Source organism: Beduinella massiliensis, from assembly GCF_900199405.1.
Lineage (GTDB): Bacteria > Bacillota > Clostridia > Christensenellales > Aristaeellaceae > Beduinella > Beduinella massiliensis.
Genome location: NZ_LT963430.1, coordinates 2,642,909 through 2,666,324 on the forward strand (window position 1 = coordinate 2,642,909; position 23,416 = coordinate 2,666,324).

21 protein-coding genes are annotated in these 23,416 nt (G+C 62.2%); 6 read left to right on the top strand and 15 right to left on the bottom strand.

Annotated elements, in window-relative coordinates; all coding sequences use genetic code 11:
• Positions 1 to 27: 27 nt before the first annotated feature.
• From C1725_RS12875 to C1725_RS12930, 12 genes are all read right to left on the bottom strand, one after another.
• Positions 28 to 3,270, bottom strand: coding sequence for a M56 family metallopeptidase (locus C1725_RS12875; protein ID WP_346026645.1), 3,243 nt, complete (start codon positions 3,268 to 3,270; stop codon positions 28 to 30).
• A 39-nt stretch (positions 3,271 to 3,309) separates the two neighbouring features.
• Positions 3,310 to 3,693: a BlaI/MecI/CopY family transcriptional regulator gene (locus tag C1725_RS12880; protein WP_346026646.1), complete on the bottom strand. Its 384-nt coding sequence runs from the start codon at positions 3,691 to 3,693 to the stop codon at positions 3,310 to 3,312.
• A gap of 180 nt (positions 3,694 to 3,873) precedes the next feature.
• Positions 3,874 to 4,833: an ABC transporter permease subunit gene (locus C1725_RS12885; RefSeq protein WP_102411998.1), complete on the bottom strand. Its 960-nt coding sequence runs from the start codon at positions 4,831 to 4,833 to the stop codon at positions 3,874 to 3,876.
• Complete coding sequence (locus C1725_RS12890) at positions 4,834 to 5,961, bottom strand: ABC transporter permease subunit (protein ID WP_102411999.1); 1,128 nt, start codon at positions 5,959 to 5,961, stop codon at positions 4,834 to 4,836.
• 5 nt (positions 5,962 to 5,966) lie between these two features.
• Entirely contained in the window at positions 5,967 to 7,484 is a 1,518-nt protein-coding gene (locus C1725_RS12895; RefSeq protein WP_102412000.1) for an ATP-binding cassette domain-containing protein, read from the bottom strand.
• Between the two features lie 156 nt (positions 7,485 to 7,640).
• Entirely contained in the window at positions 7,641 to 8,699 is a 1,059-nt protein-coding gene (locus C1725_RS12900) for a BMP family ABC transporter substrate-binding protein (RefSeq protein ID WP_102412001.1), read from the bottom strand.
• Between the two features lie 146 nt (positions 8,700 to 8,845).
• A complete protein-coding gene (locus C1725_RS12905; protein ID WP_102412002.1) occupies positions 8,846 to 9,700 on the bottom strand; it encodes a YitT family protein in 855 nt (284 codons plus the stop codon).
• 57 nt (positions 9,701 to 9,757) lie between these two features.
• On the bottom strand, positions 9,758 to 10,111 hold the full coding sequence (locus tag C1725_RS12910; protein ID WP_102412003.1) for a type II toxin-antitoxin system PemK/MazF family toxin: 354 nt from the start codon (positions 10,109 to 10,111) through the stop codon (positions 9,758 to 9,760).
• A 107-nt stretch (positions 10,112 to 10,218) separates the two neighbouring features.
• Entirely contained in the window at positions 10,219 to 11,688 is a 1,470-nt protein-coding gene (locus tag C1725_RS12915) for an NAD(P)H-hydrate dehydratase (RefSeq protein WP_102412004.1), read from the bottom strand.
• Positions 11,689 to 11,690: 2 nt separating this feature from the next.
• A complete protein-coding gene (gene acpS / locus C1725_RS12920; protein ID WP_102412005.1) occupies positions 11,691 to 12,059 on the bottom strand; it encodes a holo-ACP synthase in 369 nt (122 codons plus the stop codon).
• Complete coding sequence (locus tag C1725_RS12925; protein WP_102412006.1) at positions 12,056 to 12,985, bottom strand: P1 family peptidase; 930 nt, start codon at positions 12,983 to 12,985, stop codon at positions 12,056 to 12,058. The genes acpS and C1725_RS12925 overlap by 4 nt, the downstream gene beginning before the upstream one ends.
• On the bottom strand, positions 12,978 to 13,943 hold the full coding sequence (locus C1725_RS12930) for a biotin--[acetyl-CoA-carboxylase] ligase (protein ID WP_102412007.1): 966 nt from the start codon (positions 13,941 to 13,943) through the stop codon (positions 12,978 to 12,980). Before C1725_RS12930 ends, C1725_RS12925 begins: the two co-directional genes overlap by 8 nt.
• A 221-nt stretch (positions 13,944 to 14,164) precedes the next feature.
• Here C1725_RS12930 and C1725_RS12935 point away from each other — a divergent pair, with 221 nt between their 5' ends.
• The 3 genes from C1725_RS12935 to C1725_RS12945 are packed head-to-tail and all read left to right on the top strand — an operon-like array spanning position 14,165 to position 18,746.
• A complete protein-coding gene (locus tag C1725_RS12935) occupies positions 14,165 to 15,112 on the top strand; it encodes an AAA family ATPase (protein WP_102412008.1) in 948 nt (315 codons plus the stop codon).
• Positions 15,109 to 16,281 (top strand): DUF58 domain-containing protein, encoded by a 1,173-nt coding sequence (locus C1725_RS12940; RefSeq protein ID WP_102412009.1) that lies wholly within the window; start codon positions 15,109 to 15,111, stop codon positions 16,279 to 16,281. The genes C1725_RS12935 and C1725_RS12940 overlap by 4 nt, the downstream gene beginning before the upstream one ends.
• The gene (locus C1725_RS12945) at positions 16,278 to 18,746 is read left to right on the top strand and encodes a transglutaminase domain-containing protein (protein ID WP_346026647.1); all 2,469 of its coding nucleotides are present in this window, start codon (positions 16,278 to 16,280) and stop codon (positions 18,744 to 18,746) included. Before C1725_RS12940 ends, C1725_RS12945 begins: the two co-directional genes overlap by 4 nt.
• Before the next feature lie 124 nt (positions 18,747 to 18,870).
• On the opposite strand, the gene C1725_RS12950 is transcribed toward C1725_RS12945, so the two are convergent.
• From C1725_RS12950 to C1725_RS12960, 3 genes are all read right to left on the bottom strand, one after another.
• Positions 18,871 to 19,755, bottom strand: a complete 885-nt coding sequence (locus C1725_RS12950) for an SIR2 family NAD-dependent protein deacylase (protein ID WP_102412011.1) — start codon at positions 19,753 to 19,755, stop codon at positions 18,871 to 18,873.
• A complete protein-coding gene (locus C1725_RS12955; RefSeq protein ID WP_102412012.1) occupies positions 19,700 to 20,491 on the bottom strand; it encodes a protein-ADP-ribose hydrolase in 792 nt (263 codons plus the stop codon). Before C1725_RS12955 ends, C1725_RS12950 begins: the two co-directional genes overlap by 56 nt.
• Positions 20,492 to 20,671: 180 nt before the next feature.
• Complete coding sequence (locus tag C1725_RS12960) at positions 20,672 to 21,073, bottom strand: pyridoxamine 5'-phosphate oxidase family protein (RefSeq protein ID WP_102412013.1); 402 nt, start codon at positions 21,071 to 21,073, stop codon at positions 20,672 to 20,674.
• Positions 21,074 to 21,335: 262 nt separating this feature from the next.
• Here C1725_RS12960 and C1725_RS12965 point away from each other — a divergent pair, with 262 nt between their 5' ends.
• From C1725_RS12965 to C1725_RS12975, 3 genes are all read left to right on the top strand, one after another.
• Positions 21,336 to 21,707 (top strand): winged helix-turn-helix transcriptional regulator, encoded by a 372-nt coding sequence (locus C1725_RS12965; RefSeq protein ID WP_102412014.1) that lies wholly within the window; start codon positions 21,336 to 21,338, stop codon positions 21,705 to 21,707.
• Between the two features lie 138 nt (positions 21,708 to 21,845).
• Positions 21,846 to 22,316, top strand: coding sequence for a sigma-70 family RNA polymerase sigma factor (locus C1725_RS12970; RefSeq protein WP_102412015.1), 471 nt, complete (start codon positions 21,846 to 21,848; stop codon positions 22,314 to 22,316).
• On the top strand, positions 22,313 to 23,389 hold the full coding sequence (locus tag C1725_RS12975; RefSeq protein WP_102412016.1) for a hypothetical protein: 1,077 nt from the start codon (positions 22,313 to 22,315) through the stop codon (positions 23,387 to 23,389). The genes C1725_RS12970 and C1725_RS12975 overlap by 4 nt, the downstream gene beginning before the upstream one ends.
• Positions 23,390 to 23,416 lie beyond the last annotated feature (27 nt).

Here is a 23,416-nt window from a genome sequence, read left to right on the forward strand (position 1 = left end):
CCAATCCCTCCATCTCATGGCCAATGCTCATTCGCCCCCGGCCAATGCATAGCACGCGAAAACGCCGCCGTGTCTCGCATCTACGCGCAGCCGGTACGTACGTCCGTCGCTTACATCGATCTGCAGGTCTACCTCGACACAGGAATCCGCTTTCGCGTTCTCCGTCTGCTCCCGCCGAGCCGCCTCTATAAATGATTCAGGTGCCAAAGGCAGGCTATAGACCTGCGCCGAACGCGCCCGCCCCTTTGCCCCCAGAACCTGGGTTTTCACGATCTCAGGTCCTGCGTCGTTAAGGTAATATCGCATCAAGTGCTCTTTTCCAAGCGCAATGGCGCTTTCGGAGAGCGTCTCGTCAATCTGAACCGCCGTGTCCGCCTCGCCGCGCAGGTCGTGAAGGGATATGGGCTGGCAGTTCTCCGCCTCCATCGTGAAGTACGCGAAGACTTCCCCCGTCTTTCGATCGATCCAGCGGCAGACGAACTTGTCGTCCACCCGTTCAATCGTGGCATCGCATTCGTTTGCCATACCGCAGGTGCCGCCGCTCGCCTGCTGATACATTTCCATCGTTTGCCGTGCTGCCGCTTCGTCGTAGAGAGGATTCGCTTTCTGCTCCTCCGCCCGCCTTCCCCATGCGCGCACGGCCCCTTCTCCCACCGATATCGTCACGCTTTCGGCGGAGCCATCTGTAAATAGGACGTCCACATCCACGAATTCCCTGCCGTCAACCCACCGTGCGGGCCCCAGAATGGTCGCAGCCTGGACTTCTTGCCCGCAGGCCGCGCCAAACGTGTGCGCGCACGCTTGAACCGCGTTTTCTTCCCAGGGTTCAAGACGCCGGAGTCCTGCCTCTCCCGCAGGCGCTATCGCGTCCGCTGTCCAGAAGGACTCCACGCAGTTCGTCTCCTTGTCGTACACCGCTGTCCACAGATCCCGCGCGCCCTGCCGCGTGCCGCCGAAGACGTGGATTTTACGCGCCCCCTCCACCACCTCTGCCTCAGTGGCGTCCGCCTCGATGCCCGTAAAAATCTTTAGAGAGCCCAGGACTTCCAGCTTGACATCGTCCTCGTCCCAGCGAATCCGCTTGAAGGTGTAGTTCATCTTGAGAACAGCCTCTGGGCTCAGCCGGATGCTCAGTTCATCCATGCGCTCGTAATCTTCATCTTGATAATGCACCGTCACGCGAACGACCTCGCCGTCCGGGTAAACCTGCACCGCGTCCTCGACCACGATTTCCCCGATCGTAAGATTATATTTTTTCAGGCGATTTTCCTGCACAAACGCTCTTGCCCTCTGCGAGGCCCAGCCGCGTTCCGATTCCGTGATCGTTCGCTGCTGCGGCGCGTCCTGCAGCATGTCCATGCGCCAGAAGTTGTTGCCGTGCCGTCCCGGCCTCTGATAGGCCACGTACCACCCATCCTCCGCCTCTGGCTGAGATTCGCCATAAAAGCTGAAGTCACCCTCCGTGCGTATGAACGGTCTGTCGATCTCCTCGGGCGTCCACCCCGCATTCTCCAAGTACGCCTTCACGGAAGCGCTTGCCTCTTCCTCCGTTTCGAGCACCGCGTAATCGGTGCTCCGGATCCCGCTTTGGAAGTACTTCATGGAAAGAATGCGCAGCGGCTCCATCTGCACACGCCATAGCAGACTTCCTGGAACATTGTGACGCATGGAGAACTTGCGCACGCGCGTTCCGTCCGCATAGACCTCTGCGTATACGCTGCCAAAGATGCTGGTTTTTGCTTCGTTTGGCCCGGCCGACCGGCGGACGAGCGCGCTCGCCTCCGTATCCTCTTCTGCCCATAAGGGCGATAACCTCCAAGCTTCCGACCGCAGCTCGCGCGGCGTAAAAATCGACTCGACCCGTTCCGTCCTGACCACTTCGTCCAGCCCTTCAGCCGCCTCAAATTCAAACTCCAGCACCTCGCCCGCGGCGTTTACCGTCAGGGCGTAGCGCTCGCTGCCGTCCACCCGCTGCACCTCGAGCACCCAAGGGCCAGATGTTTCGTAGCGCATCGTGCCGTCTTTAAACTGCGCATGCTCCGCCGTCGCAGTGACCGCCCATTCCCCGTCGAGCGCGGGATAGTCCGCTTCGCACGCGTCCCTTCGCACGCGAACCTCCGCTGCCGGGTATCCCAGCGCGTCCAGCACCTCTGCGTTTACGACTGTCCACGCCTCCACGTCTTCGGTGGGAATATCTTCAGGCTTTGCCACCCGCTCCACCTCCGCCGTCGCGAAGGTCATCGTCAGCAGCGCAGTGCCCAGCAACGCTAAAGACAGGATCGCGCCGCGACGCACCCTGCGGTTTTGCACGATGCAGCAAACGCGCGCCTTCATGCGCCGGCCGTTCATCGACATGCCGGTCGCCAGCACGCCGAGCCGTGGCGTGCCCCGCCGAAGCGCCAGACGCACCAGCATGTCCGCATACTCGACCCGTTCCGTGCTCGTCAGCGACTGCGTTACGCGCTCGTCACAGGCGATCTCGCCGTCCAGGCGCGATGCGTGCGCCCCCAGCCAGACCAGCGGATGAAACCAGAACAGCACGCAGCAGAGATTTCGCACGAGCCCCCAAAGAGGATCGAGGTTTTTCGCGTGGCATAGCTCATGGGTCAGCATGAGGCGCTGATCGTTTCGGTTCACCGTGAGCGGCAGGGCGATATACGGGCGAGCCAAGCCCGCCAGACACGCGCCGGGCAACGGATCGCAGTTCCATACGGGCAGAGGTTTTATGTGAAGCGTCCGGCAAAGCGCCGCGTAGGATGCCGCCCCCTCGCCCTCCAGCAAGCCGACCCGCGCGCGCCGGGTTTTAACATGAAAGCGTATGTTGACCGCGGCAAAATACCCCGCCGTCGCCAGCATTCCGATTAAATAGCAGATGAAAAGTACCTGCTCGCGCGTGCGCGCAGCTGCATCCGCAGGCATCTTCTCCGGCTTTCGCTGCATATCTCCATCGTCAGCCGGAAGCATCGCATTTACGCTCTGCGGCGAAGCGATGTGCGTGATAGCGGGCACATCCGCCGCTGCATCCGCTGGCGCGGCCATCGTCACTGGCCGCCGATACGCGTCCTGCGCAGGCTGTGCCTTCGTCAGCAGCGGATTGGGTAGCGACAGGGGGATGAGCAGACGTAGCGCAACCAGCAGCCAGGCTGCATAGACCGCTCCGCCGCCCACGCGCGTACGCACAAATCGGCGTGCAAGCAAGAGCAGCGCGATCAACACCGTCGCGCTGATGCTCGCATCCCAAAGATGATGCATCCAAGATGATGTGAACATTCTTATCCTCCTCATCGTCCTGTCAGACGGGGTTTTCGATCATAGCTGATCCTTCGCCCGCTTTAAAATGTCCATCAGCTCGTCCACTTCGTCGTCCGTGAGCTCGCCCTGCTCCACCATGTTGCTTACCAGGAGCGACGCGCGCCCCTCAAACAGCCGCGAAAGCAGCGTCTGCGTCTGTTCACGCGCAACCTTGTCCTTTTCCACGCAGGGGTAGTAGCGGCGGGCAGGCTCTGCCTCCTCCATGCGCACGGTTCCCTTCTGCATCATCCGCTTGAGCAGGGTGATGACCGTATGCTTCGTCCACCCCGTCTCCGCCTCCAGAGCGTGGGTAATCTGCGGCATCGTCAGGGGGCTGCGTTCCCAAAGCAGGGTCATAATCTTCCATTCCGCGTCCGTCAGCGGCGTTCTCTCTTCCAACATAGAGCATTTTCCTCCTCTCCGTCCGAAGCCCGCGCAGCACACCTCACGGAGCGTCGGTAATAATCCGTCCACCATCATTGTACAAGTGTCTACCCATTTTGTCAAGCAATATCGGTATACAAATGTGTACCGACCGTATAAAGAAATCCGGAAGGCAAACGCCTTCCGGAAAAGAGAAAATTACCTTCCGCCTTTGTCGTACGGGACGCCGCTCGCCTTAGGCGCCTGTGAGTTCTTGGAGGTGAACGCAAGCACGACCAGCGTGGCGACGTAAGGGAACATCTTGTAAAAGTCGCTGGGTATGGAAAGCGACGCGAGAAACGGAATGCCCGAGTAGGCCGAAGCGAGCGTCTTCATCAAGCCGAAGAAGAGCGCCGCCAGCAGCACGCGCACCGGCTTCCACTGACCGAAGATCAGCACTGCCAGCGCCAGGAAGCCGTAGCCCGCCACCGTCGCGTTGAAGTTGGTGGAGGTCGGGATGACGAAGACCAGGCCGCCCAAACCGCCCAGCGCGCCGGAGATCAGCACGCCCGCGTAGCGCATCCGGTAGACGTTGATACCGACCGAATCCGCCGCCTGCGGATGCTCACCGCAAGCGCGGAGGCGAAGGCCGAACTTCGTCTTGTACAGCACGACCGCCGAAATGATGAGAATCGCAAAACCGATGTAGGTCGTAATGTAGCAGTTGCGGAAGAACAGGTTGCCGAGCACGGGGATATCGCCAAGCACCGGCACCTTTTCGATTCGGAAGGTATTGGTGAACTGCACCTGCTGCACGCCGTTTGTCTGTAGCGAACGCGCCATGTAAATGGCAAACGCCGGGGCAAACATGTTCAGCGCAGTACCCGAAATGACCTGATCGCTCCGAAGGTTTACCGCCGCATAGGCGTGCAGCACTGAAAAAATCATCCCGGAGGCCATGGAAACCAGAATCGCCAGGATGAGAAGTCCCTGACCGCTCATGCTCCCCTGCATCCGATTGATGAAAAAGATGCCGCAGAACGCGCCCATGATCATGATGCCGTCCAGGGCGATGTTCACCACGCCGCTGCGCTCGGAAAACATGCCGCCCAGCGCGACGATCAGCAGCGGAATGGAAAAGAACATGGTCTGCTGAACGAGGAAGTACAGAATCTCCATTTATTTGACCTCCTTTTCCTCGTGCATCTCGCGCCTTTGCACGGTGCGGGCGATGAACTGCTTCACCAGCAGCGAAAACGCGCTGAAATAGATGATGACGGCGATGATGATGTCGATGATCTCCGGCATGTAGTTGAGCCGCTGCAGATAGTTGCCGCCCAGCGTGATGTAAGAGATGAAGATGCCCGAGAAGATGATGCCGATCGGGTTGTTCATGCCGAGCAGCGCGACCGGGATGCCGTTGAAGCCCTCCGCCGCGATCACGTCCACGACGACGATGTGCTTGCCGCTGCCGGGCGCGAGGTAAAGCAGCGCGCCGCCCAGACCTGCGAGCATGCCCGCGATGACCATGGATAGGACGATGTTTCGCTTCTCGTTGATGCCCGCGTACTGGCTCGCAAACCGATTGTAGCCGCAGGCCTTCAGTTCATAGCCGAACGTCGTCTTATTGAGCAGGATGTAGATGACGACCGCCATCGCGATAGCGATCAGAATGCCCGCGTTGACGCTGGAAATGTCCAACCGCTTTCCGCCTGCGATCACGTTTTTGAAGATGCCGTCCAGCCCCGCCTTGGGCAGCGCGGCGTTCGCGGCGACGGTCATCGACTCGTTCTTGAGCTGGTTATACACCGTCTGCTTGACGAGGTAGTTCACCCCGTACATGCCGATGTAGTTCATCATGATGGAGGAAATGACCTCGTTCACGTTCAGCAGCGCCTTGAAGATGCCGGGCACCGCCCCCCAGATGCCGCCCGCCACCATCGCCGCGAGCAGCGCGACGATCCAGTGCGTCGCGCCGGGCAGAAAGGTCCAATGCACGCCGACGTACACCGCCGCGAACGCGCCCACGATGAACTGACCCGCCGCGCCGATGTTAAACAGACCGGTCTTGTTGGCAAACCCCACGGATAGGCCGGTCATGATGATGGGCGTCGCAAAGTAGAGCACCTGCCCCAGGCCCTTCATGCCGCCCGTGAAGCCGCCCGCCATGATGATGCCAAGCCCCTGCACCGCCTGCTGCGGATTGGAGATGAGCAGGATCACAAAGCCGAACAGCAGGCCTACGACGATGGCAATCAGGGACGAAGCGACGCTGGAAAATCCTTTAGATTCTAGTATTTTTCGCATGCTTCTCACTCCTTCTTGCTGCCGGCCATGTACAGGCCAAGCTCCTGCGCGGTGGTGTTCTTGGCCTCCAGCTCGGCCACGATACGTCCCTCAAACATGACGAGGATGCGGTCGGCGACGTTGAGCACCTCGTCCAGCTCCAGCGACACGAGCAGCACCGCCTTCTGCCGGTCGCGCTGGGCTACCAGCTGCTTATGAATGTATTCGATCGCGCCCACGTCCAGTCCGCGCGTGGGCTGCACCGCGATCAGCAGGTCGTTGCCCAAATCGATCTCGCGCGCGAGGATGGCCTTCTGCTGGTTGCCGCCGGACATGCTGCGCGCGGAGGTCTGCGCGCCCTGGCCGCTGCGGATGTCGTAATCGGCAATCAGCTTGTCCGCGTAACGCTCGATATCCGCAAACTTAAGGAATCCGCGCTTTTCAAAGCGGGGCGTGAAATACTGCTTGAGCACCAGATTTTCCGCCAGCGAATAGTCGAGCACCAGGCCGTGCTTGTGCCGGTCCTCCGGGATGTGGCTGACGCCCGCGACGTTGCGCTCGCGAACGGAGAAGTGTGTGATTTCCCGTTCGCCCAGATATACCTTGCCGCTCTCCACGGGCATAAGCCCTGTCAGGGCATATACCAGTTCGGACTGGCCGTTTCCGTCGATCCCCGCGATGCAGACGATCTCCCCGCGACGCGCGTTGAAGCTGACGTTGTCCACCAGCGCCTTGTGGTGGTGCTTTCCCCGCACCGTCAGGTTTTGCACGACGAGCACGGGCTTGCCGGGCTGCGCAGGCGTCTTCTCCACGGCGAAGTTCACCTTGCGGCCGACCATCATTTCGCTCATTTCTTCCTTCGACGTGGTCTGCACGTCCACGGTGCCGATGTACTTGCCCTTTCTGAGCACCGAGCAGCGGTCCGCGACCTTCTTGATCTCCTCCAGCTTATGGGTAATAAAAAGGATCGACTTGCCCTCCTCCGTCAGGTGCTTCATGATGTGCATCAGCTCGTCGATCTCCTGGGGCGTCAGCACGGCGGTCGGCTCGTCGAAGATCAGCACCTCGTTGTCGCGGTAGAGCATCTTGAGGATTTCGACGCGCTGCTGCATACCGACGGTGATATCGGAGATCAGCGCGTCGGGATCGACCTTCAGGCCGTACTGTTCGGAGAGGGCGACCACCTTCTTGCGCGCATCGTCCATCTTTAAAAATCCGCCCTGCGTCGTCTCCACGCCGAGAATGATGTTTTCCAGCACGGTGAAATTATGCACGAGTTTAAAGTGCTGATGCACCATGCCGATGCCCAGCGCGTTGGCGTCGTTCGGGTCCTTGATCTTGACCTCTTTGCCATCCTTCCTGATCGTGCCCTCTTCCGGCTGATACAGCCCGAACAGCACGCTCATCAGCGTAGACTTGCCCGCGCCGTTCTCGCCCAGCAGCGCGTGAATCTCGCCGCGCCGAAGCTGCAGCGTCACGTCGTCGTTGGCCACGATGCCCGGGAAGACCTTCGTGATGTGCAGCATCTCGATGACGTAGTCCATGCTCTCACTCCTTCAGTAACTTGTTTTCAGGCCGGCGCTTTTGCAGTGCGTCCGGCATTGCACGGCAAAAGCGTCAACAAATGGAAACGGTGTTCCCTAAAAAAGCGGGCAGGCGTTCAACGCCCGCCCGCTTATTCGGACCTTTTTTCGGAAGGCTTACTCGACGACGGTCACCTTCACGATGGTGCCCAGCGTGGTCACGTCCGCCGCGGTGTCCGCGTTGATGACGTACTCGCCGGAAACAATCTTTGCGAACAGCTCGTCATACGCAGCCTGGTCAAAGTCGTTCAGCTTGCTGGTCTCCATCGGCAGCTGCACGCCGTTGTTGGCAGCGCTGAACACGGCGGTCTCGCCGCCCTTGAACTCGCCGGCGTAGATGGACGCGATCGCCGCTTCAACGGAAGCGGAGAGGCCCTTCATCGCAGAGGTGATGACCGTCTCAGATTCGCTGCTCTGGTCGACGTCGACGCCCACCACGAACTTGCCGGCCGCTTCGGCCGCCGCCATGACGGAGTTGCCGACCGCGCCGCCGCAGCCAAAAATCACTTCGACGCCGTCGTTGTACCAGGAAGCCGCCAGCGTCTGGGCTTCGGGGGTCGCGTCGAAGCCGCCGGTGTAGTGATAGTTCATCGTGATTTCGGAGATGCCCAGCTCCTCAGCGGCCTTTTCAGCGCCCTGTACGAAGCCGTAGCCATAGCGAATCACAGCGGGAACCGCCATGCCGCCCATGAAGCCCAGCTTGGTGTAACCGGCCTTGACGACCGCGTAACCGGCGAGGAAACCGGCTTCCTGCTCCGCGTACAGGATCGGCATCACGTTCTTCTCGGTGCGGTAATCCGCATAGTCCGCGCTGTGCGGCTCGCCGTCCAGCAGAATGAAGTTGACTTCGGGATAGATGTCCTGCGCGATGTAAATCGGCTCTTCAAACAGGAAGCCCGGCGTCACGATCGTCTTCGCGCCGGCGTTCACGGCCAGGTCGATCGCGGCCAGATACGCGTCCGTGGACTTTTCGGTCGGCTTATAGTACTTGTGCGTGACGTTGTTGGCCTCGGCATACGCCACGACGCCTTCCCACGCGCCCTGATTGAAGGACTTGTCGTCGATGGTGCCGATATCGGTAATCAGCGCCAGATCGTAGGTGTCCTCCGCCGCGACGAAGGAAACCATGCTCAGCACCATGACGAGCGCCAAGAACATAGAAGCAAGTTTCTTCATAACGAGAAAACCTCCTTAGAATAATGCGCCGCCGAACGGGTGTCCAGCAGCCTGTCCCTTTGTATTGTAGCAGGTTTTTATCCCTTTTGGAAGCGTATTTTGAATGGAAAAATGAAAATATTTTAACAAGTTTCACAAATGCAGGCTCATTTTTTGAGCCCGGAGAATCCTTCGCCCATCGCTTCATGAACCTCGCTGACCGTGACGAACGCACGCTCGTCCTCGGAGGCGATGATCTCCTTAAGCTGCGTCATTTCATTCTTGTTGATGACGCAAAAGACCATGCCCTTGTCCTCGCCGCTGTAGCTTCCGCGGGCGGAAAGCAGCGTGGCTCCCCGATCCATCTCCTGATTGATCCGCTGGGCGATCCGGGCCGCCTGATCCGATATGATGAAGAACTGGTGCGCGGTATTCCAGCCCTGCAGCACGATGTCCATCACCTTGGTGGAGATAAACAGGGCGATCAGCGCCCAAAGCGCCGCCTGCGGGTCGAACACCACGCCCGCCGCGCACACCACGACGCAGTCGATTCCGAACAGAAAGGTCCCTACCGAGATGACGGGGAAGCGGTTATGTACCAGCTGCGCAGCCAGGTCTGTGCCGCCCGTCGTCGCGCCGCCTCGCAGCACAAGCCCCAAACCGATGCCCAGCAAAATGCCGCCGTAGAGACTGGAAAGCATCATGTCGTTCGTGACGGCCTGCTGCGGCAGAATATCGATGCAAAGAGAGAGCCCCAGCATCGACAGGAATGACCGGAAGACGAACCTTCGTCCTACCGCCTTGTAGCCGACGAGGAACAACGGAATGTTCAGCGCGGCGCTGAGCAGGCCGACCGGCCAGTGCGTGCCCGCGGCGATGAGCGTCGCAATGCCCGTCACGCCGCCGGGCGCGATGTCGTTGGGAACGAAAAACTGCGAAAACGAGATGCCCGCGATCAGGCAGCCGAGCAGCATCTGCGCGTAGGCCTTTCCCATGTTGACGAGCTTCTTTTTGTCCTGCATGCGCGTTGTCTCCTTTAAAATCAGGTAGGGCGGGCGCGGAAAGTCCGCGCCCGCAATTTATGCCTCTTTGGGCGAAAAACCGAGCGATACGCGCATGGCGTCGTCAACGCTTCGCATCAGCTCCTCCGGGAGCTGACCCACGCGGCGTCCAAGCCGCCGCTTTTCCAGCGTGCGCACCTGCTCGGCGAGAATCAGCGAATCCTTCAGCAGCCCGCTTTCCCCTGCCGGAATCACGACGTGCGTGGGCAGCTTCGTCTTGCCCAGGCGCGAGGTGATCGCCAGCACGATGACCGTCGGGCTGTAGCGGTTCCCCATATCATTTTGAATAATCAGCACGGGGCGAACCCCGCCCTGTTCCGACCCCACCACGGGGTCCAGGTCGGCAAAGTAGATTTCTCCGCGTTTGAACATGGCCTACCACACTCCGAAAGCATGCTTCGGCCCCGTTCCCCTGCCTTATATTCTATGTGCGCGCGCCACGGCGGTTCGACCCAATCTTTTTGGGGCCGATCCACCGCTTACAGGCAACCCGCGATGTCGAGCGCCGTCACCTGCCGCGTGCCCAACGCTCCCTCCGCGCGCCGTCCCGCCTGTGCGTGCCAGAGTGCGGCTGCCCGCGCCGCCTCGTAAGGCGCCATGCCCTGACAGAGCAGCGCGCCTACGACGCCCGACAGGACGTCTCCGCTTCCCCCTGTCGCCATCGCGCAGGTACCCCTGGGCATCAGCGTCACGCCCTCTTCGCCCGCGATCACGGTGGTCGCTCCCTTGAGCAGCGCGACCGCGCCGGTCTTTTGGGCCAGCGCCTTCGCCGCTTCTACCGGATCCAGCAGCACCTGCGCGGCATCCGTTTCAAGCAAACGCCCCGCTTCGCCGGGGTGCGGCGTGACGACGGTGTTTCTGCCGGGAAGCAGCCTCGCCGCCGCCATGACGTTCAGCGCGTCCGCATCCAGCACCTTCGGCACGTCGCTCTGAATGAGCGCGCGTAGGGCCTCCCCCACGCCCGACCGCTGCGACAGACCCGGCCCCGCCACGGCGGCCTGCTTTCCCTGCAGAAGCGATTCGATTCGCGACTCCGCCTTCGCGGCCAAAGCTCCGTCCTCCTCCGGCACCGGTGCCGCCATAGCGCAAAACGCCTGCGCCTGCAGCGCGCTGAAGACATCGCCCACGCAGGCCGCCGTCACGAGTCCCGCGCCCGCGCGCAGCGCGCCCAGCGTGCACAGCACCGCCGCGCCCGCCATGCCGCGCGAACCCGCGACCACCAGCAGATGACCGCAGGTTCCCTTGTGCGCGTCCGCGGCCCGGGGCGGGATCAGCACGTCTCCGTCCTCCAGCACGTCCATTCCCTCCGCCCGATCCAGCGCGGGCGGAATGCCGATATCCGCGACCGTGAGCCTGCCCGTGAGTTCCCGGCCCGGGCTGAGGAAGTGGCCCGGCTTGGGCCGGTGAAACGTCACCGTCTCCCGGGCGCTGACGGCGCAGCCCCGCACGCGCCCGGCCGCGCCGTCCACGCCGGAGGGGATGTCCACAGCGACCACCGGCAGTCCGCTGGCATTCATCTGCGCGATCATTTCGGCGCAAATGCCCTCGACGTCCCGCGAAAGCCCCGTGCCGAAAAGCGCGTCCACCACCGCAGCGGCGTCCCCAAGCGGTATGCCCCGCTCTGCCGGAACGATCGGTATGCCGAGCCGTCCGCAAAGCGACGCGTTGATCTTTGCGTCACCTAAAAGCGTCTCTACCGGCGCTGCGGTGCAGCAAACCGCCCCGCCGCCCATCTGACGCCAGAGGCGCGCCGCCGCGTAGCCGTCGCCGCCGTTTCCGCCCGCGCCGCAGGCAAAGAGCACGCGCGCTCCCTGCGGCACGTGCCGAAGAAGCGCCTGCGCAACCGCCTGCGCCGCGTGCTCCATCAGCAAAAGCGAGGGATAGCCCGTCTCCTTCATGAATTCCTGCTCCAGCGCCCGCATCGCACAGGGCGTGACCGTGTGCAACATCTTTATCCCTCCGCAACCGCCATGGCTACCGCCATGCCGCCGTCGTGTGATATGGAAAGGTGCATTCGCGCGCCGCCCAGCTCGCTCAGGCGCGCCGCAGCCGCCCCCACGAGGACAGCCTGCGGCGCGCCTGCCTCCGTGTGCGAAACGCCCACGTCGCGCAGGGGGATTAAAAGCCCCGTGCCCAGCGCCTTGAGCATCGCTTCTTTGGCCGCGAAGATTCCCGCCGCGCTCTGATCGCGCACGCTCCCTCTTTCCGCGAGGTAAGCGCGTTCCTCTTCCGTGAAATAGCGTTCCAAAAAGGCGCCCTTTTGAACCGCCCGGCCGATGCGCTCCACCTCGCAGATGTCCACCCCGACGCCTACGATCATGCTTCTTCCTTCGCCGCCGTCACGGCGTTGGCGATGGCGCGCGCCATGGCTTCCGCCGCCGCCGCGCAGAGCATCAGGAATGGAAGCCTGCCCTTTTGCTGCCCTGTCGCCATCGAAAAGATCGTATCGCCGTCCATCATCGTATGGACGGGCCGGATCGCGCGGGCGTAGCCGTCGTGCGCCGAGAGCGCGAGGCGGTTCGCCTCCTCCTTGCTCAGCTTCGCATCCGTTGCGATGACGCCGAGGGTCGTGTTTTCGCCGATATGCCCTTCCAGCCGCGCGCCCGTCAGCGCCGCCTGTGCGGGCGACGGCCTGCCGCCGAGATGTCCGCAGGCCAGGATCGCGCCGCTCTGTGGGTCGTACACGTCGCCGCATGCGTTCACGCAGACGATCGCCCCCACATGCACCCCGTCGGCGAGCGTGATGCTCGCCGTGCCGGTACCGCCGCGCGCCGGCTTCGCCCCCGGCACCAGCTTGCCCACCGTCGCGCCGCAGCCCGCGCCGTAAGCGCCCTGCTGCACGACGTTTCCGGCCACCCGGCACGCCGCGTAGCCCATGTCCGGGCCCGGCCGCACGTCCGAACGCCCGACGCCCAGGTCGAAAAGCACCGCCGCGGGCACGATCGGCACGCGGCATACGCCTACGTCCATGCCCTCGCCAAGCTCTTCAAAGAAGCGCATCGCGCCGTCCGCCGCCGCCAGCCCGTAAGCGCTGCCGCCGCAGAGCAATACAGCGTTCGGGCCTTGCACGAGGTTGCCCGGGCGCAGCAGATCCGTCTCGCGCGTGCCCGGCGCCGCGCCGCGCACATCCACGCCGCCGACCGTCTCCGGCGGGCAAAGCACCGCCGTCACGCCCGTGCGCGCCTCGCGCACTTCAACCTGACCGACCGTAATGCCGATGACGTCCGTAATGCTTCCTTCATACATAACCCATCACTCCTCTTACCGATACATCTCCCGCGAGCACCGTGCGCCTTTCGCCGTCCTCCGTCTCGACGACCAGCGCGCCCAGGGCGTCCACGTCCTGCGCCGTGCCGGTAAACGACGTATCCGCCCCGACGACGCATACGCGCTGTCCCAGCGTCACGGAGCGCGCACGGTAATCGTCGATCCATTCCTGTTCGCCGGATCGTTCAAACATCGCGTATCGCCGCTCAAAGCTTTCAAGAAAAGCCCGCGTCAGGTCCGCGCGAAGCACCCGCCTTCCACATGCTTCGTCCACGCAGGTCGCCGTCTTTACAAGATCAGCCGGGCAGGCATGAACGTTGATGCCCGCGCCCGCGACGATGTACTGCACCTGCGCCTCGTCCGCACTCATCTCCAGCAGGATGCCGCAGACCTTTTTCCCGTTCATGACCACGTCGTTGGGCCACTTGATGCCGGCCCGCGCGCCGGTGGCCGCTTCGATGCCCTCGGCTACGGAAAGCGCCGTAAGCAGCGTGAGCTGCGCGACCTGCGACGGGTGCGCCTTCGGGCGAAGCAGCAGCGTCATGAAGATGCCCGCATCCTCCGGCGACTCCCACACGCGCCCGCGCCTGCCCCTTCCCGCGGTCTGCGTGCCCGAAAGCGCGAGGGCGCCGTGCGGGGCGTCCTGCGCGGCCAGGCGCTTGCACCAAAGGTTCGTTGAATCCACGCTCTGCTGGTAGCAGACCGGATGCCCGGCCCATTTCGTCCGAAGCCCCCGCTCCACCAGCGGCGCATGCAGCGCGTCCGGACAGGAAAGCAGCCTGTAGCCGCGCCGTCCCACCGCTTCGACCTGATAGCCCGCGGCGCGCAGCTGTTCTACCCGCTTCCACACCGCCGCCCGCGTCACGCCCAGCCTTTCGCTGATTTCAGCGCCCGACACGATGCCGCCCGAAAGCAGCAGGCGAAGCACCTCTTCCATTTTGACGCCTCCCTCACGAAATGTACATTCTATTATAACACAGTTGGGATGGAACCTCAAACCTGCGCCGGAAAAAGCAGGGATTTCTTCCTTCAATCCGTTGAATAGCGGGAACGAAGCTTGTCAAAGCCATCTCTTTTCCGTATAATTTAAGATTAGGTTGTGATACTCACCCTACGATTCCCTTATCGCTTTAAAATAAACAAAGGAGAATTTGCGCTATGCCTCAGCCAAGCAGGATCATACAGGCGCTCAAAGAGAATATTGCGACGGTCATCGTCGGAAAGGACGAGGTCGTCCACCTCGCGCTCATTGCGCTGCTGTGCGGCGGCCACGTGCTGATCGAGGACGTGCCGGGCGTGGGCAAGACCACGCTCTGCAGCGCGCTCGCCCGCTCGCTCGCCTGTTCCTTTAAGCGCATCCAGTTTACGCCCGACGTCATCCCCTCCGACATCACAGGATTTTCCGCGGCGAACATGAAGACTGGCGAAATGGAATACCGCCCCGGCGCGGTCATGAGCCAGATCGTCCTCGCGGACGAGATCAACCGCACCTCGCCCAAGACGCAAAGCGCGCTGCTCGAGGTCATGGAGGAGCATCAGGTGACGGTGGACGGCACCACCTACTGCCTGCCTGAGCCCTTTATGGTGCTCGCCACGCAGAACCCCGTCGACTTTGTCGGCACCTATCCGCTGCCGGAGGCACAGATGGATCGCTTCTTCATGCGCATCGCCATCGGCTACCCCTCGGTGGAGGATGAGATGGAAATTCTGGAGCGTTACAGCCTGCCGACCTCGCCGCTTTCCGCGCTGCAGCCTGTCTGCTACGCGGAGGACGTCATCGCCATGCAGGCCGAGGTGAAGAACATCTACTGCTCGCGCGAGGTGCGCTCTTACGTGGCGAATCTCTGCGCCGCGACGCGCAATCACCCCGCGCTGCAGTTGGGCGTATCCACGCGCGCTGCCATCGCCCTCATCCACGCGGCGCAGGCGACCGCCCTGCTCGACGGGCGCGACTTCATCCTTCCGGACGACGTGCAGCAGATGGCGCACGCGGTGCTCTGTCATCGCATGATCCTTTCGCCCGAGGCGCGCATGAAGGACCAGTCGACGGAGCGGGTGCTCTCCGACATCCTTGCGCGGGTGAAGCTGCCGGTGAAGCTGCCGTGACGGGGCGATTTGCGGCGCTGCTGCTTTCCGCGCTGTCCCTTTTCGCTGCGGCGCTCTCGACCGGCGGTGCCTTTTACTATCTCTTTTTTCTCCTGCTCGTGATTGCGGGGGCTCTGTCGCTCCTGAGCGTCGCCTGCGCCTGCGCGCTCGCCCGTTTCTCCTGCGAATTGGAGCGCTCCCGCGTCACGCGCGGAGACGACGCCGTCCTGCGTTGTACCCTGCATCTGCGCATTCCCCTGCCCATCGCCCCGCTTCGCCTGGAGGTCGTCCCGCCGGACGGAAGCGGAAGCTACGCCGTCACAGCGAACGTGCGCTCCTTCGGCGCGAGCGTCACCCGCCATCAGTTTGCCTGCGTTCACGTGGGCACGTACGCCTGCGGCGTCGAATACGTCGTCTTTTCCGACGCGTTGGGCCTCTTTGCGCTCAAGAAAAAATGCGAGGACGGTCTGCTGACGCTCTTCGTTCTCCCCGACGTTCTCAAGGAGCCCCCGCTTCGTTTCAGCCCGGACGATTCGGGCGACGACAAGATGGCCCGCGCGCGCGACGACGCCACGTCCCCCGCGGATACGCGCGCCTATCAGGAGGGAGATGAGCTGCGGCGCGTCCATTGGAAGCTCAGCCTCCGCCGCGGCTCTTTGCTGGTGCGCACGTTTGAAGAGCCCGCCCGCCCGGACGCGCTCGTGCTCATGGATTGTTCGCCCCCCGCTGCGCGCGGCGAGACGGCGCTGTACATGCAGGACGCCCTGTGTGAAAGCGCGGCTGCCGTCGCGGCCGTGCAGCTGGCCGCCTCGCATATCGTGCGCATTCCGCTCTCCTGCCGCCAGCCGCGCGAGCTCATGGGCGATCACAGCGCCCAGCTGCCGCTGATTCTCGAGGGGCTGGCGGGCGTGACGTTCGACGGAACGGATCACTTCGAGCGGGTGCTCATGCTCGAAACGCGCCGCATGCGCCGCACAGGGTCGACCGCCATCCTCACCACGCACATGTCCAGCCGCATCGCGGATATGGTCATTCAAATTCGCCGCATGGGCCCGCAGGTGCGCCTCATCTTCGTGCATGTGAACGACCTGGCGGAAGAAACCGCGCTTTTGCTCAGCCGGGTCGAATGCGCGGACGTCGAAGTGGAAACCGTCATGCTGATCGACGAAAGCGAGGCGGCAAGCGCATGAAGAAACGCATATCAGGATGGCTGCTGGCGGCGCGAAGGCGTGTTCCCCACGCGCTGGAAGGCGCACTGACCGCCTTTTTGTTTTCCGCCGGACTGATGCTCCCGCTACGGGGCGCGCTGGACCTCGCGGTCGGCGGCGTGCACCTCCTGCTGCAAAGCGCCGGATTTTCTCTGTTTTGGGCGCTTCTTTCCATTTCCCCGCTCACGGCCGCCGCAGGCCTGGCGGGCGGGCTTTGCCTTTTCATCCCCTACGTCATCGGCCTCGTGCCGCAGCTTTCCGGCATGGAGGCTGCGCTCGCGCTCGCGATGCAGGGAAGCCCGCTCGCGCTCCAGCTTTATTCGCAGCCGCTTTCGTTGCTCCTCACGCTGCTCTTCACCCTGGTCGCTTTTTTGCTTTCCCAAGGAAACGGCGGCTTTTATCCGGCCTTTGCGCTCGCCGCTTTCGTGCTGCTGTCATCCTGGTTTTACGGCGGCCGTTCGGACGCGCGGCTTTGCCTGCCCGCCCTCGCCGCGCTGCTCCTCCTTTACGCGCACTCGGGCGAACACGGCGCGTCCGTGTCCCGCGCGCTGCCCACAGCGCTGTGCGCGGCGCTGCTGGCGGCGCTCCTGCTGCCGTCCGTCATCCCTACGACGCCTGCGATGACCGATTTCGCGGAGCGCGTTCGCAGCACGGTTTACGATTACTTTTTCTTTACCGAACCGCGCTCGGTCTATTCCCTGCAGCTCAGCGGCTATCAACCGCTCGGCTTGGACCAGCTCGGCGGCCCGGTCGATCCGCCCGACGATCCGGTGCTCGAGGTCGCCACCGTTCAGCCCGTTTACCTGCGCGGCTCCCTGAAAAACGAGTATACAGGCCGTGCCTGGCGCGACTCGACGGCGGGGCGGCGTTATCTCTTCGTCGATCCCCGGTACCGCAACCTTCGCGACGTGCTCTTCGATGTGAAGAAGCCTTCGCAGTCTCTTCGTGACGCGAGCGGCCAATTTGAAGAACATACGCTGCCCATTTCGCTGCTGGCGGACGGCGTCTCCACGCTCTTTGTGCCCCAGCGGCTGACCTCCGTTTCCTCTGCAGAGGGTTTTGTGCCCTACTTTGGCTCGAGCTCCGAGGTCTTTATCACGCGGGATACCGTCGCGGGCGACGCCTACAGCGTCACCGCCGCGCTGCCCACGGCGGGAAGCGCTGGGCTCGCGGAGGTGCTTCAAAGTGCCGACGCCGAGGCAGATGAAGCCGCTGAAGCCGAGTGGAACGACGTCTTTTCTACGTACACGGCCTTTCCAGAGACGGTCGAAAGCGGCGTCGTTCAGCTCGCGTTGCAGATAACGGCGGGCGCCGCCTCGCCTTACGAGCGCGCACAGCTCATCGCGGGCCACCTCCGTTCGAGTTATCCCTACACATTTGAGCAAAGCATGCCGCCGGCAGACAGGGATTTCGTATCCTGGTTCCTGCTTTCGGAGCGCCAGGGGTATTGCACCTCCTTCGCCTCCGCCATGGCGGTCATGTGCCGCATCGCCGGGCTGCCCGCCCGGTACGTCGAAGGGTACCTCGCGCGCCCGGACGCGGATGGCGTCGCGCGTGTCACGCAGCAAAACGCGCATGCATGGGTCGAGGTCTACTTCAAGGGATTCGGCTGGCTGACGTTTGATCCCACCCCCAGCCGGAGCTCGTCTCAGGGAGGCGGCGATCTGCCCGCCCATCCAGAGGACGAACCTCCGGAAGACGACGCGCAGGGCGCGGCCGATCCATCCGACGGACAGGACCTTCCGACGCCCTCCCCCGACCCTTCGCAGTCCTCCGACGGCGCGCAGGGGACGACCCCGACCCCACAGCCGAACGATCAGACCGAACCGCCCGAGGAAGGTTCTGCGTCCGATACAGCTCCGACGCCTACGCCCACGCCTACCGCTGTTCCGCCGGATGACAAGCCGCAGGAAACGCCGGAGCCCGAAGATATTCCAACGCCTTCCCCCACGCCGTCCCCGGAGCCGCCCGGGCAACACGATCCCACGCCTACCCCGCCGCCGGAGAATCCGCCCCCCAAAGATCCGCCTCGCTTTCTGCTGTGGCTCCTTCCGCTCCTGCTGCTCGCGGCGGCCTGCCTCCGCCTGTACTGGACGGATCCCGCGCAGGCCGCCTCCCGGCAAAAGGACGATGGCGCTCGCCTGCTTTGCTGGTATCGCGGCGTGGAATCCGCGCTGCGCGCGCTGGGCTATACGCGGAGCGCCTCTGAATCGCTCCTCGCCTTTGCGCAGCGTGCGGAACGGGCGCTCGGCAAGGACACTCGCCTCACGCCTTTTATCCGCGCGGTCTGCCTGATGCAATACGGCGGGCGCGAGGCTTCTTCCGACTGGCTGCGGCGTGCGGAGCGCGCGTACCGCGCCCTCTGCAGACGGCTTACGCCTACGCAGCGCGCTCAGATGCTCCTTCGCCGCATGATAAAAGGGCTCGGCAGTCTGAAAACGCTGTGATCGGGCGGTTTGCGCTTGCGCCTCGTGCGTTTTGCTCTCGGCTGCATCTTCATGGTGGTAAGGCCCCCAACAAGCCTGGGCTGCGCAAAAGGCCGCTCTTCGCGTTTGCGAGGGGCGGCCTTCCTTAATTTTGACCGGAATTCAGCAACTTTTGCAGAACGATTCCGATGTCCTCCTGTATGCAGATCGATCGCTCCGCGATCTCTGGCGGGCATTCCGCCTCATCCAGGTTCAGGCAGGCGTAGATCGCGCGCTCGTTTCGTGCCGCCAGCTTCCAGAAGGGATACTTGATGATGGCCGGCGTGTTGTATCCGACTCCGAGTTCCAGCAGCAGCAGGCGACTCGTCTGCTGCTCACGGACAAAGGCGTCGTATCTCCGCGACGCCTGGCGCCATCCGTCGTCCTCCACAAAACGGCCGTCGCAGCGCAGGTTCATCATCATCGGCGCGCCGCACACCGGGCACTTCGGCACGAGCTCGGCCGGAATTCGCATGTCCTTTTGCCGCTCCACCATGCTGCGGATAAGCGCTTCGTTTTCATAGGTCTTTTGCGCGCAGGGCTTTGCGCATTGCAGCAGCCCGTAATCCCCCTGCGTGTAGAACAGCCTCGTCTTATCAAAGCCTGACCGTTGAAACTGATGATCTACGTTGGTCGTGAGCACAAAAAAATCCTTATCCTTCACGACCTTCAGCAAGTTCAAATAGACCTGTCCCGGGGCTGCGTCGTAGCGGTTCAGGAGGACAAAGCGGCTCCAGTAGGCCCAATGCTCTTCTGGCGTCCGATACGGATAAAACCCGCCTGAATACATGTCATGAAAGCCGTATTTTTCTTCAAAATCCCCGAAATAGCGGGTAAAACGCGCTCCGGAATAGCTGAGCCCCGCCGCGGACGAAAGTCCGGCTCCTGCTCCGATGAGGACGGCGTCCGCCGATTTGATGGCTTCCTTTAACCTGTCAATCTGGGCAGAGAAGGCTTCTGTAGGCCGCTTCATCCGATTCTTGAAAGACATTGAAAATCACCTGAATTCCTGTTTTATCCGCCGATAGGCATTCGCGCACCGTGCTCACGGCGATTTCCGCCGCCTCCTGCCTCGGAAAATGGAATTCTCCGGTGGAGATGCAGCAAAAGGCGATGGATGGAAGCTTGCGTTCCATCGCGAGCGCCAGACAGGACCGATAACAGGCGGCGAGCAGCTCCCGATCCGCCTGGCGAAGCGGCCCTGTAATGGTCGGTCCGACGGTGTGGATCACATGCCTGCACGGCAGGTTGTACGCGCCGGTGATCTTCGCTCCTCCGGGCGGTTCCTCGTGTCCTTGCCGTTCCATGAGACGGCTGCACTCCGCGCGCAGCTGCAGCCCTGCCGCCGAGTGAATGGCGTTGTCGATGCACCCATGGCACGGACAAAAGCAGCCGAGAAGCGAGCTGTTCGCCGCATTGACGATCGCGCCCGCATTCAGGCGGGTTATGTCTCCCCGCCAGAGCGAGACAGACTCTCCTGGGATTCGAGGCAATGCCTGTACATCGACCACGCCCCGCTCCTCCCGCTCCGCCGAAAGCAGCTCATCCTGTAGCTCCAAATAGTCGTCGCTCAGCGGCAGCACCGGCCAAAGGTTCATCAGGCTGCGAAGCAACCGCCGCTGGGCTGCTGCATCCTCCCCAGGGAAGTGCTCCGCCGCCGCCCGATACTCCGGCATCTGCGAGAGCAGCATGCCGATCAGCCGCTGAACGCATTCGCTTCTTTCCATGCTTTTTCCTCCAGATTGATTTCGCTTCAGCCGCATCGCCTGGCGCGCAGGCGTGCGTCTCTCCTGCACTTTCTTCGCAGACAAAAGCTCCTGATCCGTACCTGCTGCGAAGCCCTTTCAGGATTCTTTGCCGCTTTCCCGCGCGGCGGCAATCTCTTACGTCCGCTGTGTGCCCTTCAATCAAAGCTCAAACTGCTTCGGCGGATTTCCAGAAAAATCAGCGATTACAGCCTTTGCGTCCTGCAAGTAGAATACCACGAAAATGGGGTTGCTGGCGGTCTGATACTGGCTTTTGACGATGGGGTTGTTCATGCAGCCCTCCTTCACCGCCAGATTCTCCTCAAACACGGCCTTGCCGTTCAGGCGAATCCAGGCAAACGCCGGGCTGGAAACGGAGATTTCGACATAAGGATTCTGCTGCAGGTCCTTGTAGACCGCCTTCTGGTTGTTCGTGCAAAACCAAAGCTTCCCGTCCCGCTCAAAGCAGAACATAAAGGGGCGGCATTTGGCCTTGCCGTCGCGGCCTACGGTCGCGAGATACTGTACGGGATTTTCGGTGAGGAACTTAACGACTTCATTCATAGGGGTACCCTCCTGTAGATTCTGGCGCTACGCGCGCCCTGCGGCTGAAGGGCCCTGGGCCCTTCCTTTCCGCTTGCAGATTGATCTTAGCACAGACGGAGGGCTATGAAAAGTACGCACTTTTATGTGGTATAGTTACTCGAAGGTGCCTGTGAAGGGATACCGTACCCATGCTTGACGCCCGCTCCGTTCCGGTATACAATCGAATTAAAGAACCGTCCAACCGCCGCTATTTTAACATATCGTCAAAGCGAGGTGTCCCATGGCTGATTTCACGCTTCCCGCCTGTCCTGTTGAAACGACGCTGAAACTCATCTCCAACCGCTGGAAAGTGCTGATCCTGCGAGATCTCTTCATGGGAACGAAGCGCTTTGGCGAGCTCAAAAAGTCGCTTTCCGGCATTTCGCAAAAGGTACTGACGCAAAACCTGCGCGACATGGAGTCCGACGGCCTGCTTGTCCGCACCGTCTATCCGGAAGTACCGCCCCGCGTCGAGTACGCGCTGACCGAAACCGGCGAAAGTTTAAGACCCGTGCTCGCGGCCCTGTTCGACTGGGGCATGAGCTACAAACAAAAAAACGGTTCTTCTTCCAGCGAGCTGGCGGAAGCGCTCGGCTCCGTTCTGCACGAATAATCGCTGTACGGTTCCCGCATGGGGTTCCCCCACGCCGGAACTCTTTTTATTTTCCCACTAACCTTTATCAAGCCACAAACGTTATACAGGTAAAGGGGCGCATCCCCGGGAGCGCTTCAAAGGAAAGGGGTAGGATCCATGATCGACGAGCAAGCCTTCGTGCGTGAGGTGGAGGCCGACGCCGCAATGCTCTATCGCGTATGCCTCAGCATCCTGCGGCGCGACGCGGACGCGCAGGACGCCGTTCAGCAGGCGCTGGAGCGCGCATGGGCGCACAGGCAGTCCGCGCGGCCCGACCGCATCCGCGCCTGGCTGACGCAAATCGCTGTCAACGAGTGCCGCAACATCCTGCGCAGACGCCGCCGCGTCGAGCCCGCGGCCATTCTTCCTGAACGTCCGCCTCTCTCGGGACCGGATCTCAGCCTGCGCGACGCGCTGGATCGACTGCCGGATGCGCTTCGCACGCCGCTGCTGCTGCACTACATGGAGGGCTTTACAGAAAAAGAAATCGCGTCCGCGCTCACCCTGCCGCAATCAACCGTCAAATGGCGCATGTATCAGGCCCGTTGCAGACTGCGCGAAGATTTGAAGGAGGTGGCAAAAAAATGAACCTCGATACGCTGAAGCCCGAGGATTTTCGTCGTCTGTACGGCGAGATCCCCGAAGCCTATTCCGAACGCGTTCACCGCACGTTAAGCCGCCTGCCTTCGCAGACGCAGCGCGCGCGCATCGCAAAGCGGCGGATCGCGCTTCTGCTTGCCGCCCTTCTTCTGCTGATTTGCGGCACGGTCTATGCCGCCGCGCGCTGGGGACTCGTCGATTTCTTTGATCTGTACGGCGGCATGCCGCAAAGCGCTGTGAAAATTGTATCCCAGGTCGCCGCCGAATACGATGCGGGCGAGGTCGTCGTCGTCCTGCGTGAAGCGGTCGCGGACAGCTTTTCCTATCACATCACGGCAGAGGTTCGCCCCGTGCCGCCTGAAGAAATTTGTCTGCTTCCCCCCATGCTTGACGGTTCCATGGAGGATGAACTTGGAAAAGCCGGCGGCAGACGCCTTCTCGCTGCTTCGCTCTATGTCGAAGGGGCAGACCCCGACGGCGACCAGGGTATCGAGTGGAAAACAGAAGACGACGGAACGCTCGTCTATGTCCTCAGTGGAAAGCTCACTACGCAGGCGGACGCCGTGCAGCTCTCCCTCCTGTTGGTGCTGACGGATTACGGCGTGACCGGGAACGCTGACGAAACGTCCAAGACGCGCCAATCCATTCCTTTCACGCTGCTCATCTCACAGGGTGCGCAAACCCGGCGCGTCGAGATCGGGAAGGAAGTCGAGGGCTCGGGCGTATGGCTCGAATACGCCGACTTTACGACGACGCCCCTGGCGACGTATTATGCCGTCGCCTGTTCGCTCGCGCCGGACGCCCTGGACTGGCAGCGCGCCGACTTTCAGGAGGGCTGGTTCACGCTTTCCTTTGTGGATGAAAATGGCGACTGGACCTATGGAAGTCCCACGGGCGGCGGGGGGTATACCGAACAACTCGATGCTTTACGCGCGCTGCACCACGGTACGCTCAGGCCCCTTGAACCGCTGCCTAAAACGATGTACGTCTACTGCAAAAGCATCGGAGACGTGCCGGTCGAAAACGGTGTATACGGCGTTACGGCCTTTGCGGTGAAGTGACGGGCTTTGGGGGTAAAGACGATTCGC

Coding starts and splice junctions, on each gene's coding strand:
- C1725_RS12875 (WP_346026645.1), bottom strand. CDS start 3,270: ATGTTCACATCATCTTGGATGCATCATCTTTGGGATGCGAGCATCAGC.
- C1725_RS12880 (WP_346026646.1), bottom strand. CDS start 3,693: ATGTTGGAAGAGAGAACGCCGCTGACGGACGCGGAATGGAAGATTATG.
- C1725_RS12885 (WP_102411998.1), bottom strand. CDS start 4,833: ATGGAGATTCTGTACTTCCTCGTTCAGCAGACCATGTTCTTTTCCATT.
- C1725_RS12890 (WP_102411999.1), bottom strand. CDS start 5,961: ATGCGAAAAATACTAGAATCTAAAGGATTTTCCAGCGTCGCTTCGTCC.
- C1725_RS12895 (WP_102412000.1), bottom strand. CDS start 7,484: ATGGACTACGTCATCGAGATGCTGCACATCACGAAGGTCTTCCCGGGC.
- C1725_RS12900 (WP_102412001.1), bottom strand. CDS start 8,699: ATGAAGAAACTTGCTTCTATGTTCTTGGCGCTCGTCATGGTGCTGAGC.
- C1725_RS12905 (WP_102412002.1), bottom strand. CDS start 9,700: ATGCAGGACAAAAAGAAGCTCGTCAACATGGGAAAGGCCTACGCGCAG.
- C1725_RS12910 (WP_102412003.1), bottom strand. CDS start 10,111: ATGTTCAAACGCGGAGAAATCTACTTTGCCGACCTGGACCCCGTGGTG.
- C1725_RS12915 (WP_102412004.1), bottom strand. CDS start 11,688: ATGTTGCACACGGTCACGCCCTGTGCGATGCGGGCGCTGGAGCAGGAA.
- acpS (WP_102412005.1), bottom strand. CDS start 12,059: ATGATCGTAGGCGTCGGGGTGGACATCTGCGAGGTGGAGCGCATCGGC.
- C1725_RS12925 (WP_102412006.1), bottom strand. CDS start 12,985: ATGTATGAAGGAAGCATTACGGACGTCATCGGCATTACGGTCGGTCAG.
- C1725_RS12930 (WP_102412007.1), bottom strand. CDS start 13,943: ATGGAAGAGGTGCTTCGCCTGCTGCTTTCGGGCGGCATCGTGTCGGGC.
- C1725_RS12935 (WP_102412008.1), top strand. CDS start 14,165: ATGCCTCAGCCAAGCAGGATCATACAGGCGCTCAAAGAGAATATTGCG.
- C1725_RS12945 (WP_346026647.1), top strand. CDS start 16,278: ATGAAGAAACGCATATCAGGATGGCTGCTGGCGGCGCGAAGGCGTGTT.
- C1725_RS12950 (WP_102412011.1), bottom strand. CDS start 19,755: ATGTCTTTCAAGAATCGGATGAAGCGGCCTACAGAAGCCTTCTCTGCC.
- C1725_RS12955 (WP_102412012.1), bottom strand. CDS start 20,491: ATGGAAAGAAGCGAATGCGTTCAGCGGCTGATCGGCATGCTGCTCTCG.
- C1725_RS12960 (WP_102412013.1), bottom strand. CDS start 21,073: ATGAATGAAGTCGTTAAGTTCCTCACCGAAAATCCCGTACAGTATCTC.
- C1725_RS12965 (WP_102412014.1), top strand. CDS start 21,336: ATGGCTGATTTCACGCTTCCCGCCTGTCCTGTTGAAACGACGCTGAAA.
- C1725_RS12970 (WP_102412015.1), top strand. CDS start 21,846: ATGATCGACGAGCAAGCCTTCGTGCGTGAGGTGGAGGCCGACGCCGCA.
- C1725_RS12975 (WP_102412016.1), top strand. CDS start 22,313: ATGAACCTCGATACGCTGAAGCCCGAGGATTTTCGTCGTCTGTACGGC.